The organism is Mycobacterium paraseoulense, assembly GCF_010731655.1.
Taxonomy (GTDB): domain Bacteria; phylum Actinomycetota; class Actinomycetes; order Mycobacteriales; family Mycobacteriaceae; genus Mycobacterium; species Mycobacterium paraseoulense.
The window spans coordinates 1,207,961-1,222,999 of record NZ_AP022619.1; the positions used below are offsets into that span (position 1 = coordinate 1,207,961).

15 protein-coding genes are annotated in these 15,039 nt (G+C 68.4%); 6 read left to right on the forward strand and 9 right to left on the reverse strand.

Annotation, left to right across the window (positions count from 1 at the left end):
* Window positions 1–99: 99 nt before the first annotated feature.
* The 4 genes from prcA to dop form a co-directional block, all read right to left on the reverse strand.
* Window positions 100–873 carry a proteasome subunit alpha gene (gene prcA, locus G6N51_RS05280; RefSeq protein ID WP_083172699.1) on the reverse strand — a complete coding sequence of 258 codons (774 nt, stop codon included), beginning with the start codon at window positions 871–873 and terminating at the stop codon, window positions 100–102.
* Window positions 870–1,748 carry a proteasome subunit beta gene (prcB, locus tag G6N51_RS05285; protein WP_083172700.1) on the reverse strand — a complete coding sequence of 293 codons (879 nt, stop codon included), beginning with the start codon at window positions 1,746–1,748 and terminating at the stop codon, window positions 870–872. Before prcB ends, prcA begins: the two co-directional genes overlap by 4 nt.
* Entirely contained in the window at window positions 1,745–1,939 is a 195-nt protein-coding gene (locus tag G6N51_RS05290) for a ubiquitin-like protein Pup (RefSeq protein ID WP_007170369.1), read from the reverse strand. Before G6N51_RS05290 ends, prcB begins: the two co-directional genes overlap by 4 nt.
* A gap of 120 nt (window positions 1,940–2,059) precedes the next feature.
* On the reverse strand, window positions 2,060–3,568 hold the full coding sequence (gene dop / locus G6N51_RS05295) for a pup deamidase/depupylase (RefSeq protein WP_083172701.1): 1,509 nt from the start codon (window positions 3,566–3,568) through the stop codon (window positions 2,060–2,062).
* A 232-nt stretch (window positions 3,569–3,800) separates the two neighbouring features.
* On the opposite strand from dop, the gene G6N51_RS05300 reads away from it, so the two are divergent.
* Both G6N51_RS05300 and G6N51_RS05305 read left to right on the forward strand, forming a co-directional pair.
* Window positions 3,801–4,988 carry a hypothetical protein gene (locus G6N51_RS05300; RefSeq protein ID WP_142275016.1) on the forward strand — a complete coding sequence of 396 codons (1,188 nt, stop codon included), beginning with the start codon at window positions 3,801–3,803 and terminating at the stop codon, window positions 4,986–4,988.
* A 9-nt stretch (window positions 4,989–4,997) separates the two neighbouring features.
* Window positions 4,998–5,639: a hypothetical protein gene (locus G6N51_RS05305; protein ID WP_083172702.1), complete on the forward strand. Its 642-nt coding sequence runs from the start codon at window positions 4,998–5,000 to the stop codon at window positions 5,637–5,639.
* A gap of 78 nt (window positions 5,640–5,717) precedes the next feature.
* Here the strand turns inward: G6N51_RS05305 and arc are convergent, their stop codons facing one another.
* Window positions 5,718–7,547 (reverse strand): proteasome ATPase, encoded by a 1,830-nt coding sequence (arc, locus tag G6N51_RS05310; RefSeq protein ID WP_083172758.1) that lies wholly within the window; start codon window positions 7,545–7,547, stop codon window positions 5,718–5,720.
* Between the two features lie 310 nt (window positions 7,548–7,857).
* Between arc and G6N51_RS05315 the strand changes: the two genes are divergently transcribed.
* Window positions 7,858–8,478 carry a hypothetical protein gene (locus G6N51_RS05315; protein WP_083172703.1) on the forward strand — a complete coding sequence of 207 codons (621 nt, stop codon included), beginning with the start codon at window positions 7,858–7,860 and terminating at the stop codon, window positions 8,476–8,478.
* Between the two features lie 8 nt (window positions 8,479–8,486).
* On the forward strand, window positions 8,487–8,780 hold the full coding sequence (locus tag G6N51_RS05320) for a DUF503 domain-containing protein (protein WP_083172759.1): 294 nt from the start codon (window positions 8,487–8,489) through the stop codon (window positions 8,778–8,780).
* Window positions 8,781–8,796: 16 nt separating this feature from the next.
* Here the strand turns inward: G6N51_RS05320 and trmI are convergent, their stop codons facing one another.
* Window positions 8,797–9,639: a tRNA (adenine(58)-N(1))-methyltransferase TrmI gene (gene trmI / locus G6N51_RS05325; protein WP_083172704.1), complete on the reverse strand. Its 843-nt coding sequence runs from the start codon at window positions 9,637–9,639 to the stop codon at window positions 8,797–8,799.
* Window positions 9,640–9,712: 73 nt separating this feature from the next.
* On the opposite strand from trmI, the gene G6N51_RS05330 reads away from it, so the two are divergent.
* Both G6N51_RS05330 and G6N51_RS05335 read left to right on the forward strand, forming a co-directional pair.
* The gene (locus tag G6N51_RS05330) at window positions 9,713–10,603 is read left to right on the forward strand and encodes a RecB family exonuclease (protein ID WP_083172705.1); all 891 of its coding nucleotides are present in this window, start codon (window positions 9,713–9,715) and stop codon (window positions 10,601–10,603) included.
* 269 nt (window positions 10,604–10,872) lie between these two features.
* Entirely contained in the window at window positions 10,873–12,168 is a 1,296-nt protein-coding gene (locus tag G6N51_RS05335) for a DEAD/DEAH box helicase (protein ID WP_083172706.1), read from the forward strand.
* Here the strand turns inward: G6N51_RS05335 and G6N51_RS05340 are convergent.
* From G6N51_RS05340 to hisG, 3 genes are all read right to left on the reverse strand, one after another.
* On the reverse strand, window positions 12,165–13,559 hold the full coding sequence (locus tag G6N51_RS05340; protein WP_083172707.1) for an FAD-containing oxidoreductase: 1,395 nt from the start codon (window positions 13,557–13,559) through the stop codon (window positions 12,165–12,167). The two genes, G6N51_RS05335 and G6N51_RS05340, sit on opposite strands and share 4 nt — an antisense overlap.
* On the reverse strand, window positions 13,556–14,065 hold the full coding sequence (locus G6N51_RS05345) for a DUF4126 domain-containing protein (RefSeq protein WP_083172708.1): 510 nt from the start codon (window positions 14,063–14,065) through the stop codon (window positions 13,556–13,558). The genes G6N51_RS05340 and G6N51_RS05345 overlap by 4 nt, the downstream gene beginning before the upstream one ends.
* 115 nt (window positions 14,066–14,180) lie before the next feature.
* On the reverse strand, window positions 14,181–15,038 hold the full coding sequence (gene hisG, locus G6N51_RS05350) for an ATP phosphoribosyltransferase (protein ID WP_083172709.1): 858 nt from the start codon (window positions 15,036–15,038) through the stop codon (window positions 14,181–14,183).
* Between the last annotated feature and the right edge of the window lies 1 nt (window position 15,039).

Sequence of the window (15,039 nt, forward strand, 5' to 3'; positions counted from 1 at the left end):
CAGCCGTCGCGACGGGTTGCCAGCAACGCCGGCCTCGTGGTACCGAGCCGCGTGTTTCGCCCTGAGCGAACGCCACCGGCCGGGCCGATGCGGCCCGATTCAGCCCGCGGAATCGCCGTTGGAATCCGGCCCTTCGCCGTTGGTTTCCGGCTGCTTCGAATCCCCCTCGTGCAGCAGGCTTTCCAGGGTGGCGCGGTTGATCCGCCGGAACGCCCGCCGCGGCCGACTGACGTCGAGGATGGCGACCTCCAGGCTGCCCACGTCCGGCGAGGGTTGATCCCCGCTGGATCCGTCGGCGCTGCCGGCCCGCAACGCCCTCACGGCGATCTGTGTCGCGTCGCGCAGGTCGGCGTTTTCGGCGTAGGACTCCTTGAGCGCGGTGGTGATCGGCTCGGTGGTACCGCCCATCACCACGTAATGCGGCTCGTCGGCGATCGAGCCGTCGTAGGTGATCCGGTACAGCTCAGGAGGTTTCGATTCGCCGTAATGCGCCACCTCAGCAACGCACAGCTCGACCTCGTAGGGCTTGGCCTGCTCGGTGAAGATGGTCCCCAGCGTCTGCGCGTAGACGTTGGCCAGCTGGCGCCCCGTGACGTCGCGGCGGTCATAGGCGTAACCGCGGGTGTCGGCGAACTGGATTCCGCCGCGGCGCAGGTTGTCGAACTCGTTGAACTTGCCGGCGGCCGCGAAGCCCACGCGATCGTAGAGTTCGCTGATCTTCTGCAGGGAGCGCGACGGGTTCTCCGCGACAAAGAGCACACCACCGGCGTAGACCAGCGCCACCACGCTCTTGCCCCGGGCGATGCCCTTGCGTGCGAGCTCGCTGCGCTCGCGCATCGCCTGCTCGGGCGAGATGAAATACGGGAAGCTCACTTCTCACCGCCGTCTGGGCCGAACGTGTCTGCGCGCGAACGACTTTGGATGACCTCGCGGGCCAATTCGGCGATCCGGCTCTCGGGCACCTCGGCCGCCCCCTCGGCGCCGATGGTGACCGCAGTGGGGTAGATACCGCGGACCAGGTCGGGGCCGCCGGTGGCCGAATCGTCGTCGGCGGCGTCGTACAGCGCCTCGACCGCCACCCGCACCGCGGAATCGGCATCGACGACCCTCGAATACAGCTTCTTCATCGACGACTTGGCGAAGATCGACCCCGAACCCACCGACTGGTAGCCCTCTTCCTCGATGTTCCAGCCGCCTGCGGCGTCGAACGAGACGATCCGGCCGGCGCCCTCGGGGTCGGGTGCGGCCATGTCGTAGCCCGCCAACAGCGGCAGGGCCACCAGCCCCTGCATCGCGGCGGCCAGGTTTCCGCGCACCATGATCGCCAGCCGGTTCACCTTGCCGGCAAACGTCAGCGGCACGCCCTCGAGCTTCTCGTAGTGCTCGAGTTCCACCGCGTACAGGCGCGCGAACTCGACGGCGATGGCCGCGGTCCCCGCGATGCCCGTAGCGGTGTAGTCGTCGGTGACGTACACCTTCTTCACGTCGCGCCCGGCGATCATGTTGCCCTGGGTCGAGCGCCGGTCCCCGGCGATCACTACGCCGCCCGGATATTTCAGCGCGACGATGGTGGTGCCGTGCGGCAGCTGCGAGCCGGCCCCACCCGCCTGGGCGCCGCCGCCGAGGCTCGCCGGCAAGAGCTCCGGCGCCTGGCGGCGCAGAAAGTCAGCAAACGATGACAGGTCTACGGCGGGATTTGCCGGGAGTGCGGGGTTAGTAGACAGGCGATCGGAGAAGGGCCAGGTCACTGTCCGCCCTTTTGGACGTATGCCCGGACGAAGTCTTCGGCGTTCTCTTCGAGGACGTCGTCGATCTCGTCGAGCAGGTCGTCGGTGTCCTCGGCTAGCTTCTCGCGGCGCTCCTGGCCCGCGGCCGTGCTGTCGGCGAAGTCGTCGTCGTCGCCGCCACCACCGCCACGCTTGGTCTGCTCTTGAGCCATCGCCGGCCTCCTGCTTCATCTGAACTTGTTCAGCGGCTTGCCTGGTTCCTGAGAGCCACGCTGCCCGCTGGTACTTCTCTACCCTACCGGTCAACCCCGACGTTCCCCGGTCTAACCGGGCTAGCTGGTGAGTTGTTCCACCAGTTCGGCGGCGCTGTCCACCGAGTCCAGCAGCGCTCCGACGTGCGCCTTGCTGCCGCGCAGCGGCTCCAGCGTCGGAATGCGCACCAGCGAATCGCCGCCCAGGTCGAAGATCACCGAGTCCCAGCTGGCCGCGGCGATGTCGGCGCCGAACCTGCGCAGGCATTCCCCGCGGAAATAGGCGCGCGTGTCGGTCGGCGGGTTGTCGACCGCCTCCAGCACCTGGTGTTCGGTGACCAGACGCTTCATCGAACCGCGCGCGACCAGCCGGTTGTACAGACCCTTGTCCAGCCGGACATCGGAATACTGCAGGTCGACCAGGTGCAGGCGCGGCGCCGACCAGCTCAGATTCTCCCGCTGCCGGAATCCTTCGAGGAGTCGCAGCTTGGCGGGCCAGTCGAGCACCTCGGCGCATTCCATCGGGTCGCGCTCGAGTTGGTCGAGCACGTGCGCCCAGGTCTCCACGATGTCGGCCGCGCGCGGATCGGGGTCGCGGCTGTCGACCAGCTTGGCCACCCGATCCAGGTAAATCCGTTGCAAGGCAAGCCCCGTCAATTCGCGGCCATCGGCCAGGGCGACGACGGCCCGCAGCGACGGGTCTCGGCTGATCGCATGGACCGCATGCACCGGCCGGGCCAGTACCAGGTCGCTCAGGTCGATCCCGTGTTCCGGGCCGACTTCGATCAGGTCGAGCACGAGCGCCGTGGTGCCCAGTTTCAGGTAGGTCGACGTCTCGGCGAGGTTGGCGTCGCCGATGATGACGTGCAGCCGGCGGTACCGGTCGGCGTCGGCGTGCGGCTCGTCGCGGGTGTTGATGATGCCGCGCTTGAGCGTGGTCTCCAGGCCGACCTCGACCTCGATGTAGTCGGAACGCTGGGACAGCTGGAACCCGGGCTCGTCACCGGACGGTCCGATACCGACCCGGCCCGAGCCGGTCACCACCTGCCGGGACACCAGAAAAGGGGTCAGGCCCGCGATGATCGACGAAAACGGCGTCTGCCGCGACATCAGGTAGTTCTCGTGCGCGCCGTAGGAGGCGCCCTTGCCGTCGACGTTGTTCTTGTACAGCTGCAGCTTGGCGGCCCCGGGGACGCTGGCGACGTGCCTGGCCGCGGCCTCCATCACCCGCTCGCCGGCCTTGTCCCAGATGACCGCGTCCAGCGGGTCGGTGCACTCGGGCGCCGAGTATTCGGGGTGGGCATGGTCGACGTAGAGCCGCGCCCCGTTGGTCAAGATCATGTTGGCCGCGCCGACCTCGTCGGCGTCGACCACCGGTGGCGGGCCGGCCGAGCGGCTCAGATCGAAACCGCGGGCGTCCCGAAGCGGTGATTCCACCTCGTAGTCCCAGCGGGTGCGCTTCGCGCGCTGGATGCCGGCGGCGGCGGCATAGGCCAGGACCGCCTGGGTCGAGGTGAGGATCGGGTTGGCCGTCGGGTCCGACGGTGATGAAATGCCGTACTCGACCTCCGTCCCGATAATCCGTTGCATCACCTAAGCGTAGGCCCGCCGACGATGCGCCCCGCGCGGCGGGGCGTTGAGAAGGCGGGCAATCGGGCTAGGCCCGCCGACGATGCGCCCCGCGCGGCGGGGCGCTGAGAAGGCGGGCAATCGGGCTAGGCCCGCCGACGATGCGCCCCGCGCGACGGGGCGGGCAACAACGAAGATCTGTAGTCGCTGAACGACCGGCGCGGGCGACTCGGCCGCCGTAGGGTGAGCCGGCATGGACCTCACTCTGCGCCGGGCGCAGCGCCGACGGGGTTCGGCGAGCGGTGCGGCCGAAAGCTGGTTCCTGGCGCGGGGTTTGCCGTCGGTGCTGACCAGGAGGGCGCGGTGGCGACGACTCTGGCCACGTTCGGCGCCCATGCTGGCGGCGTACGCGACGCTGCAGGCCTGCATCCTGCCGGTGTATCTGATCACCGGCGGCCACGACGTCGAGATCACCGGCGCGCCAACGACTTCCGAGCTGGCCGTGCTGGTGATCGTCGGCCTCGCCCTCCCGCTGATGGCCGTCGTGGGCTGGCTGGTGTCCCGGTCACGAAACGGCCGGGTCCGCGCGGCAATAGCGGCCGCGTCGGTTCTGCTGGTGGCGTGCGTGGGCCTGACGACGGCGGACGTCGCGGACCTGCAGCAGGAGGCCGTCGTGGTCGCCGTCGTGCTGGTTCTGACCGGCTTCGGCGTCGGGTCGGTGGTCGGCTGGGCGGTGCGAATGATGCTGTCGCATTTCGCCATGGTGGGCGCGCTTGCGGTCCGGGCGTTGCCGGTCGTGCTGCTGACCGCGTTGGTGTTCTTCAACACTTACGTCTGGCTGATGGCGGCGACGATCAGCGGAAACCGGCTGGGGCTGGCCATGGCATTCCTGATGTCCATCGCCGCGGTGTTCGTCGTGTCCGCCACCGTGGAGCGGGTCCGCCCGATGCTGAGGTCGACGTCCCTGCCCGAAGAGACCGAGCACCTCGCCGGCACGCCGTTCGCGGCCATGCCGGCCGCCCCGGATTGCCCACCGCTGAAAAAGGCCGAGCGCCTCAACGTCGTCTTCGTCCTGGTCGCGTCCCAGCTGGCGCAGATCCTGGTGGTGGCGGTGGTCACCGCCGCGATCTACCTGATCCTGGGCCTGATCGTGCTGAGCCCCGAGTTGCTCAACGAATGGACCCACACCTACAAGAGCACCGCGACGGTGTTGGGATTCACGCTGCCGGTTCCGGATTCGCTGGTGCACATGAGCCTTTTCCTCGGCGCGCTGACCTTCATGTACATCAGCGCCCGCGCGGCGGGCGACGCCGAATACCGCTCCGCCTTCCTCGACCCACTGATCGAGGACTTGCACACCACCTTGATCGCGCGCAACCGCTACCGGGGCGCCGTCGCGCTGTCCGCGCGCACTGTTGACGGCACCGGCGGTAGTGACTAGCTTCACCGTGTGTCCGCCCCCCAATCCGACCACGTCGGTAAACACGCACGCGACCTGGCGGGAAAACGCTACGGCGAAGTGCTCCTGGTAACCGCCGGCGAGGCCGGCCCGCAGGCAACGGTCTACAACAGCTTCCCGCTCAACGACTGCCCGGCCGAGCTGTGGTCCGCGCTCGACCCGCACGCCATCGCCGCCGAAAACGGTGTGGCCGCGGCCCTGCTCAACGGTCCCCGGTACTGGCTGATGAACGCGATCGAAAAGGACGCCCAGGGCCCGCAGGTGACGAAGACCTTCGGCGGGATCGAAATGATCCAGCAGGCCACGGTCCTGCTGTCGTCGATGAATCCGGCGCCTTACATCCCCAACAAGGTCAACCGGCACACGGTGTTCGTCTTCAACGCCGGCGAACAGATCTACGAACTCATCGATCCGCAGGGCCAGCATTGGGTGATGCAGACCTTGAGCCAGGTCGCCGACCCCAGCCTGACCCGGGCGGACCTGCCGCGACTGGCCGACCGGCTCGACCTGCCGGCGGGTTGGACCTACCAGCCGCGGGTGCTCACCGACGAGCTGCGCGTGGACACGAGGACCAGGGCGGCCCAGGTGTTGCAGGACAACCTCACCAACAGCTATTCGCTGGTGACGGGCTGATCTCACACGGCACCGCGCCGACACTCAAGCCACGGGCGCGTGGTGCGCCTGGTTTGAGTGTCGGCGCGGCTTGCAGGCCTACAGGTACTGGCCGAGGTTCGATTCGGTGTCGATGGCCCGCGACGCGCTCGAACTCTTCCCGGTGACCAGGGTGCGGATGTAGACGATCCGCTCGCCCTTCTTGCCCGAAATCCGCGCCCAGTCATCGGGGTTGGTGGTGTTGGGCAGGTCCTCGTTCTCGGCGAACTCGTCGACGATCGAGTCGAGCAGATGCTGAATGCGCAGACCCGGTTGCCCGGTCTCCAGCACCGACTTGATCGCGTTCTTCTTCGCCCGGTCGACCACGTTCTGGATCATCGCCCCGGAGTTGAAGTCCTTGAAATACATGACTTCCTTGTCGCCGTTGGCGTAGGTGACCTCCAGGAACCGGTTGTCGTCGATCTCGGCGTACATCCGCTCAACGACCTTCTCGATCATCGCCTTGATGCACGCGGTGCGGTCTCCCCCGAACTCGGCGAGGTCGTCGGCGTGCAGCGGCAGCGACTCGACCAGGTACTTCGAGAAGATGTCTTGCGCCGCTTCGGCATCGGGCCGCTCGATCTTGATCTTCACGTCGAGACGGCCGGGCCGCAGGATCGCCGGGTCGATCATGTCCTCACGGTTGGAGGCGCCGATCACGATGACGTTCTCGAGGCCCTCGACGCCGTCGATCTCGCTCAGCAGCTGCGGGACGACGGTGGTCTCGACGTCCGAGGAGACCCCGGTGCCGCGGGTGCGGAAGATCGAGTCCATCTCGTCGAAGAACACGATCACCGGCGTTCCTTCGGACGCCTTCTCCCGTGCCCGCTGGAAGATCAGCCGGATGTGACGTTCGGTCTCACCGACGAACTTGTTCAGCAGCTCGGGGCCCTTGATGTTGAGGAAGTAGGACTTCGCCTCGCGCGCGTCGTCGCCACGGACCTCGGCCATCTTCTTGGCCAGCGAATTCGCCACCGCCTTGGCGATCAACGTCTTCCCGCAGCCGGGCGGGCCGTAGAGCAGCACACCCTTGGGCGGGCGCAGCGCGTACTCCCGGTACAGCTCCTTGTGCAGGAACGGCAGCTCCACGGCGTCGCGGATCTGCTCGATCTGACGCGTCAGACCACCGATGTCGGAGTAGCTGACGTCGGGCACCTCTTCCAGCACCAGGTCTTCGACCTCGGCCTTGGGAATGCGCTCGAACGCGTAGCCCGCCTTCGTGTCGACCAGCAACGAGTCGCCCGGCCGCAGCTTGCGCGGCCTGCTGTCGTCGTTGAGCGCGTCGGGGTGACCCTCCGGCAGGTCCTCGGCGACCAGCGGCTCGGCCAGCCAGACGATGCGTTCCTCGTCGGCGTGCCCGACGACCAGCGCCCGGTGCCCGTCGGCAAGAAGTTCGCGCAGCGTGGAGATCTCGCCGACGGATTCGAACGTGCCGGCCTCGACGACGGTCAGCGCCTCGTTGAGGCGAACCGTCTGGCCCTTCCGCAGCGACGCCACGTCGATGTTCGGCGAGCAGGTCAGGCGCATCTTGCGACCCGAGGTGAACACGTCGACGGTTTCGTCGTCGTGCGAGCCCAGCAAGACGCCGTAGCCACTCGGCGGCTGCCCGAGCCGATCGACTTCCTCACGCAACGCCAGCAGTTGCTGCCGCGCCTCTTTGAGCGTCTCCATCAACTTCGAGTTACGGGCCGCCAGAGAATCGATCCGGGCTTCGAGCTGATGCACGTCGCGCGCCGAGCGGGTGCCGCCCTGCGCCCCGGCTGCGTGCTCGAGTTGCTCGCGCAGCAACGCTGCCTCGCGGCGCAATTCTTCTAATTCGGCAGCATCGCCGGGGGACATGCCTGACTCGCGGGGGGTACCGAATGATTCAGAACGCTCTGAGCCACCCATGTTGCGCTCCTTTCCCACACCGAATTGGCGCGGTGGATACTTCAAAGCTACCGGCGATTGACCGATGATGTGCTGAGTCAAATACCCACGAAAAGTTAAGATTTTCGTCACGCTGGTAATCTCGGCCACTAATCTCGCCGATCGAAAGGGCCGCCGTGACCGCAAAAAGCCTCGCCACAGGCTTGGTCGGCACTGGCGCCGACGGCGCGGCGACCGCGGGTGTGAGTTCAGTTGCACCCGTTGGCCCCACCGCGCGGCGGGTGCCCGCTCCGAGAAGCGCCACGACCCGCCGGCCGGCCTGACCGACTGGATGCACCGGCACCTGTCCGCAACGTTGACCGCCGCCGCCGTCCTGGCGGCGGTCGGCATCTCGGGATGCTCGTCGCATCAACAACCCAGAATCGCCTCCTCCGTGCCCGCGGCGGCGCCGGCGACGTCGAGCACGGTTGTCATCTCTCCGACTACCCCACTGCCGCCGCCCGAAGCCCTCACCGACATCTTGACGCGGCTGGTCGACCCGAAGATACCCGGCATCAACAAGGTGAGTCTGGTCGAAGGCGCGACGCCCGAAAGCGCCGAAAACCTGGACAAGTTCACCAATGCGCTGCGCGACAACGGCTACCTGCCCATCAACTTCGTCGCGCACGACATCGCGTGGTCGGACAAGACGTCCTCCGACGTGGTGGCGACCATCGACGTGAACACGGCCCGGGCCGCCAACGCCAGCTTTCACTTCCCTATGGAATTCACGCCCTTTCAAGGCGGTTGGCAGCTGTCCCGGCAAACCGCCGAGATGTTGCTGGCGTTGGGCAAGTCGCCGACGGTGCCGCCGCCGGCCAACCCGGCGCCGTCCCCGGCTCCCGAGCCGGCGCCTGCCCAGCAACCGGCCCCGGGGCCGGAGCCCGGTCCGGCCCCGGGTCCACCCGGGTGACGCGCGGCATGTGGATCGGTTGGCTCGAATTCGACGTCCTGCTGGGCGATGTCCGATCCCTGAAACAGAAGCGGTCGGTGATCCGCCCCGTGGTCGCCGAGCTGCAGCGCAAGTTCAGCGTTTCGGCGGCCGAGACTGGTTCGCGCGAGCTGTATCGACGCGCGGGCATCGGCGTGGCCACGGTGTCCGGCGACCGCAGCCAGGCGGTCGACGTCCTGGACGCGGCGGAACGGCTGGTGGCCGCGCATCCCGAGTTCGAGCTCCTGTCGGTACGGCGCGGCCTGCGGCGCAGCGATGATTAGTGCTTGACGGTTGGCGCTAGCCGTCGCGGCCCTCGCGTTTGCGACCCAACGGCGCCGGTGCGACGACGCCGGGCGCGAGCCGCCGCGTGAAGATCAGGAACGCGGTGTGGCCGCGCATCGAGTGCTGCGGCCGCACGGCCAGACCGACGACGTTCCAGCCGCGTTGCAGCGTCTCCCACGACCGCGGCTCGGTCCAGCACTGCTGAGCCCGCAGCGCCTCCACGGCCCGCGACAGCTGGGTCACGGTAGCGACATAGATCATCAGCACGCCGCCGGGGATGAGCAGCCGGGCGACCGCGTCGAGCACCTCCCACGGCGCGAGCATGTCGAGCACGGCCCGGTCGAAAGAACCGTCGGGCATCTCCGAGTCGGCGACGTCGGCGACGATGAGTTCCCAGTTGTCCGGGGGTTGGCCGTAGAACACCGAGACATTGCGACGGGCGTGTTCGGCATGGTCGGCGCGCTGTTCGTAGGAGACCACCCGCCCGTCGGGCCCGACGGCGCGCAGCAGCGAACAGGTCAGCGCCCCCGATCCCGCCCCGGCCTCCAGCACGCGCGCGCCCGGGAAGATGTCGCCCTCGTGCACGATCTGCGCGGCGTCCTTGGGATAGATGACCTGCGGCCCGCGGGGCATCGACATGATGTAGTCGACCAGCAGCGGGCGCAGCACCAGGAAGGGCGCGCCGTTGCTGGATTTGACCACGCTGCCCTGTTCCAGCCCGATCAGCGCATCGTGGGCGATCGACCCGCGATGGGTATGGAACTCCGCGCCGGGCGTGAGCGACATCGTGTAGTGCCGGCCCTTGGCGTCGGTGAGTTGGACGCGTTCCCCGACGGTGAACGGGCCGGTTGCGGACACGCCGTCTAGCGTGCCAGCCGACTCGCCGCGGGCGGTGCCCGGGGTTGTCGGCCTCCGGTTCTACGCTGCGGGCATGACCGACCAGCCGCTGACACTTGCGCGGCCGGCAGCAAGACCGGCTTCGAAACCGGCACTGTCCCCCTCGCGGGCGGCGGACTTCAAGCAGTGCCCGCTGCTGTACCGGTTCCGGGCGATCGACCGGCTGCCCGAGGCGCCGTCGGCCGCGCAGCTGCGCGGCTCGGTGGTGCACGCCACCCTGCAGCAGCTCTACGGGCTGCCCGCCGCGCAGCGCGGTCCCGACACCGCGCTGTCGCTGGTCGAGCCGGCCTGGGACCAGGTGGTCGCCGCGGCGCCCGACATGGTCGGCGAGTTCGGTCCCGAGCAGCGCGGCCAGCTGCTCGCCGAGGCTCGGGCGTTGCTGTCCGGCTATTACCGGCTCGAGGACCCGACCCGCTTCGACCCGCAGTGCTGTGAGGAGCGCGTGGAGGTCGAGCTCGCCGACGGCACGCTGCTGCGAGGCTTCATCGACCGGATCGACGTCGCCGCCACGGGAGAGGTGCGGGTGGTCGACTACAAGACCGGCAAGTCGCCGCCGGCCGCGCGGGCCTTGGCCGAGTTCAAGGCGATGTTCCAGATGAAGTTCTACGCGGTGGCCCTGCTGCGCACGCGCGGCGTGCCGCCCACCCGGCTGCGGCTCATCTACCTGGCCGACGGGCAGGTGCTGGACTACTCGCCGGACCACGACGAGTTGGTGCGCTTCGAGAAAACCCTGATGGCGATCTGGCGTGCCATCCAATCCGCGGGCCAGACGGGCGATTTCCGGCCCAGCCAGTCGCGGCTGTGTGACTGGTGCCCCCACCGGCAGCACTGCCCGCTGTTCGGCGGAACACCGCCGCCCTACCCCGGGTGGCCGGATTACGCACTGGCACAAGGGGTTCCGCAGCCCACCGAACCGGCGGCATGACCGTCGACGGTCCCGCCGCTGTGATGAGGGTCATTGCGGTGTAGCGGCCGCCGAATAGGCCCGCATCGACGGATGCGGTAAGCTCGTGTCAACGTTGGCCGCCGAATGGCTTGGCCGGCGAGTCGTGATCGATTCGTTATTTCTTCTCAGATCCCCGCGGGGCGCCGAGTCCGAGATGACTAGGTGCGCACCGCACAGCCTCGAGTCGCGACGACCGATGTTGCCAGACGGGCAATCTCGCTACCACCGAAGCTGTAGGACACTGAAAGATGCTTGAAGACATAACTTTTGCTCACCTCGGGGTGAGCCCTCCGTTGATTGACGCGCTCGCCAAACGCGGCGCCCACCGGCCGTTTCCCATCCAGATCGAGACGCTGCCGGACACGCTTGCCGGCCGTGATGTGTTGGGCCGCGGCAAGACCGGCAGCGGCAAGACGCTGGCCTTCGCGATTCCGCTGGTAAGCCGGCTCGATGCCGGTGATCGACGGCCACGCAAGCCCACCGGGCTGGTGTTGGCGCCCACCCGCGAACTGGCCACACAAATCGCCGCGACCATCGCGCCGCTCGCCGCGGTACGGGGGCTGCGCGTGGTCACGATTTTCGGCGGGGTGCCGCAAAACAAGCAAGTCGCCGCGCTGAAGTCGGGGGTCGATATCGTCGTCGCCTGCCCCGGGCGGCTGGAGGATCTGATGAAGCAAGGCCTCGTCAGCCTGGGCGCGGTGCAGGTCACGGTCATCGACGAGGCCGACCACCTCGCCGATCTGGGCTTCCTGCCCACCGTCACTCGCATCCTGGCGGCCACTCCCGCCAGCGGCCAGCGGATGCTCTTCTCCGCCACCCTGGACGCGGCGGTCGACACCCTGGTGAAGCGATTCCTCACCAGCCCGGTGACGCGGTCGATCGCAGAACCGAAGTCGGCGAGCCCCGCGATGACGCACCACCTGTTCTGTGTCGACGGGCCGCAGGCCAAGAAGGACGTGGTACATCGGTTGGCCACGGGGGACTCCCGGCGGATCCTCTTCATGCGGACCAAGCACCAGGCGCGGAAACTGGCCCGCCAGCTCAGCCAATCGGGGATCGCGTCGGTGGAGTTGCACGGCAACCTTTCCCAAGCCGTGCGCGACCGCAACCTGGCGGCGTTCGCGGCCGGACAGGCGCGAGTGCTCGTCGCGACCGACATCGCCGCACGCGGCGTGCACGTGGACAACGTCGAACTGGTCGTCCACGTCGACCCGCCCGCGGAGCACAAGGCCTACCTGCATCGCTCCGGCCGCACGGCTCGGGCCGGCGCCTCCGGTGACGTGGTCACCATCGCGCTGCCCGAGCAACGCCGCGACACCGAATCGATGATGCGCAAGGCGGCCATCCGCGCCGTCCCCCAGCAGGTCACCGCAGCCTCCCCCGTCATTCACAACCTGGCCGGCCAGGCCGCGCCCCGGGAGACCATCGCGGCCGTGCCGGTGGCGGCCCCTCGGCCCGCGCCGACCCCTGTTGCCACCCACGGTTCGACGGCGGGGCGCAGCAGGCGACGCCGCTCCCGTCGCCCCGCCACCGCAGCGCGCTAGTTTGATGGTGGCGACCCGTCCCCCGCAAGCGGGGCCATTTCCTGCAGCATGGTGGGCACCAGCTCGCTGACGGTGGGATGGATGTGCATGGTGCGCGCCAGCGTGGTGTAGGGCGCCTTGGCCGACATGACGTCCAGGATGGCGTGAATCGCCTCGTCACCGCCGACGCCGAAGATGGCCGCTCCCAAAATCTCTTGGGTCTCGGCGTCGACTACCACCTTCATAAAGCCTTGCGTCTCACCCTTTTCCACGGCCCGGCCGACTCTGGTCATCGGGCGCTTACCGACCAGCGCGCGACGTCCCGACGCGCGGACCTGGTCGACGGTCATGCCCGCCCGCCCCAGCGGGGGGTCGATGTAGAGCGCGTAGGTGGTGATGCGGTCGCTCACCCGCCGCGGGTCGCCGTCGAGGAGGTTGGCGGCGACGATCTCGAAATCGTTGTAGGAGGTGTGGGTGAAGGCACCCCTGCCGTTGCAGTCCCCCATCGCCCAGATGTGGTCGACGTTGGTCTTGAGCTGGTCGTCGACCACGATGTAGCCGCGGGCGTCGGTCCGCACACCGGCCGCCTCCAGGCCCAGGTCGTCGGTGTTGGGTCGCCGGCCCACGGCCAGTAGCAGGTGACTTCCGGCGATCGGGGCGGCGCCGCCGCTGGGCGTAAGCTCAAAACCGTTGTCGGTCTTGGTGATCCGCACGTCGTCGGCGCCGACGACGATGTCGATGCCCTCGTCCTCGAGGATGTCGCGGATGGTGGCGGACACGTCCTCGTCTTCCCGGGATGCCAGACGCGACCCCCGCTCGACGACCGTCACCCGCGCCCCGAAGCGCCGATACATCTGCGCGAACTCCAGCGCGATGTAGCTGCCGCCGAGGATGACCAGATGATCCGGCAGCGCGTCGAGTTCGAGGATCGACACGTTGGTGAGGAACTCGACGCCGGACAGGCCCGGGATGTCCGGCACCACCGCGCGGCCACCGACGTTGAGGAAGATCCGGTCGGCGCGCAGGGCGGTGCCGTCGACACGCACGGTGTGCGGATCCTCGAAGCGGGCGTGCCCGCGCACGACGGTGCAGCCGTCCATGCCCGCCAGCCAGTCCTCGACGCCCTTACGGTCGCCCAGCATGATTTCGTCTTTGCGCGCCTTGACTTTGGCCATGTCAACGCTGACCGGCCCGGTCGCCACCCCGAAGTCGGCACCGCGGCGCGCGAGGTGCGCGGCGTACGCGCTGGCCACCAGTGTCTTCGTCGGGATGCATCCGGTGTTGACGCAGGTGCCGCCGATGAGTTTGCGCTCCACCAGCGCGACCCGCTGCCCCGCCGCCGTCAGCCGCCCCGCCAGTGGCGGCCCGGCCTGTCCGGCCCCGACGATGATCGCGTCGAAATGCTCCGTCACTTAACCGCCGTCAGCAGGTACTCCGTCAGCACGTGGCCGGTCACCGCGACGATGACGAATCCGCCGACGATCGCGACGGCGTCCTCCAGCAGCGCGATCGGCAGGTCCCGTCCGGCCACGGCGGCCAGGCGTTTGCGCGCCTGGTAACCACCGAGGGTGCCGAGCACCGCCCCGACGACGCCCGCGCCGAGCGCGGAAAACGTCCAGTGCGGCCAGGCGCCCAGGACCGCGCCCGCCAGCCCGCCCGTGACGATCCGGGCGGCGAAGATCGGTGGCGCCGTGCGGGCGGGCGTCTTGGGCAGCTTGTCGTTGACCAGTTCGCCGACGGCGAGCACGGTGAAGACGACCGCCGTGATGATGCTGGCCATCCAGGCGGCCCACGTGCCATGCAGGTCGATCCACCCCAGGAAAGCAGCCCAGGCGACCACGGCGGGAGCCGTCAACGAGCGCAACCCGGCGATGACACCGATCAGTAAAGCCAGCAGCAGAATAAGCGCATGTGTCACGAAGACCCTCCTGGGACGACCCGGTAACGGCAAGGGATGACGGCCCATGGGGAGCAACACGGGCAAGCAGCCCTAGGCGGACGCTAACACAGCCGCGGGCACCGCACCCGTTCGGTCAGAACCGGCAGAACCTGACGTCGGAAGCCAGAATCGCTTTGGCGCCGATGGCGGCCAGCTCGTCCATGATCTCGTTGACGCCCCGACGCGGCACCAGCGCGCGGATGGCCACCCAGTCCGGGTCCGCCAGCGGCGCGATGGTCGGCGACTCCAGCCCGGGCGTGATCGAGGTGGCCCTGTCCAGGACCGAACGCGGGCAGTCGTAGTCGAGCATCAGGTATTGCTGGCCGAACACCACGCCCTGGATGCGCGCCACCAGTTGGTCGCGCGCCGCCCGCGTCTCGCCCTGGCCGTCCGGGTCGACGCCCTCGATCAGCACCGCCTCCGAGTCGCACAGCGGGTCGCCGAAGGCCACCAAGTCGTGCAGACTCAGCGTGCGCCCGGAACCGACCACGTCGGCGATCGCGTCGGCCACACCCAGCTGCACCGAAATCTCCACCGCCCCGTCGAGTCTGATGACGGTTGCTTCAATACCCCTGTCCGCCAAGTCCTTTCGGACAAGGTTCGGGTAGGCGGTGGCGATCCGCTTGCCTGCGAGATCCGCCGTCGTCCAACCGCGACCGGCCGGGCCGGCATACCGGAAACTCGACGACCCGAAACCCAACGCCAATCGTTCGCGGACCGGCGCGTCGGAGTCGCGGACCAGGTCCCGTCCGGTGATGCCCAAATCCAGCTGACCCGAACCCACATAGATCGCAATGTCTTTGGGCCGCAGGAAGAAGAACTCGACCTGGTTGACCGGGTCGATGACGGTGAGGTCCTTGGAATCGGTGCGACGCCGGTAGCCCGCCTCGGCGAGGATCTCGCTCGCCGGCTCGCTCAGCGTGCCCTTGTTGGGAACCGCGACGCGCAACATG

Bases quoted from the DNA above. Each gene is read 5' to 3' on its own strand.
- dop (WP_083172701.1), bottom strand. From the start codon at position 3,568: ATGCAACGGATTATCGGGACGGAGGTCGAGTACGGCATTTCATCACCG.
- G6N51_RS05290 (WP_007170369.1), bottom strand. From the start codon at position 1,939: ATGGCTCAAGAGCAGACCAAGCGTGGCGGTGGTGGCGGCGACGACGAC.
- G6N51_RS05300 (WP_142275016.1), top strand. From the start codon at position 3,801: ATGGACCTCACTCTGCGCCGGGCGCAGCGCCGACGGGGTTCGGCGAGC.
- G6N51_RS05320 (WP_083172759.1), top strand. From the start codon at position 8,487: ATGTGGATCGGTTGGCTCGAATTCGACGTCCTGCTGGGCGATGTCCGA.
- arc (WP_083172758.1), bottom strand. From the start codon at position 7,547: ATGGGTGGCTCAGAGCGTTCTGAATCATTCGGTACCCCCCGCGAGTCA.
- G6N51_RS05335 (WP_083172706.1), top strand. From the start codon at position 10,873: ATGCTTGAAGACATAACTTTTGCTCACCTCGGGGTGAGCCCTCCGTTG.
- G6N51_RS05330 (WP_083172705.1), top strand. From the start codon at position 9,713: ATGACCGACCAGCCGCTGACACTTGCGCGGCCGGCAGCAAGACCGGCT.
- G6N51_RS05315 (WP_083172703.1), top strand. From the start codon at position 7,858: ATGCACCGGCACCTGTCCGCAACGTTGACCGCCGCCGCCGTCCTGGCG.
- hisG (WP_083172709.1), bottom strand. From the start codon at position 15,038: ATGTTGCGCGTCGCGGTTCCCAACAAGGGCACGCTGAGCGAGCCGGCG.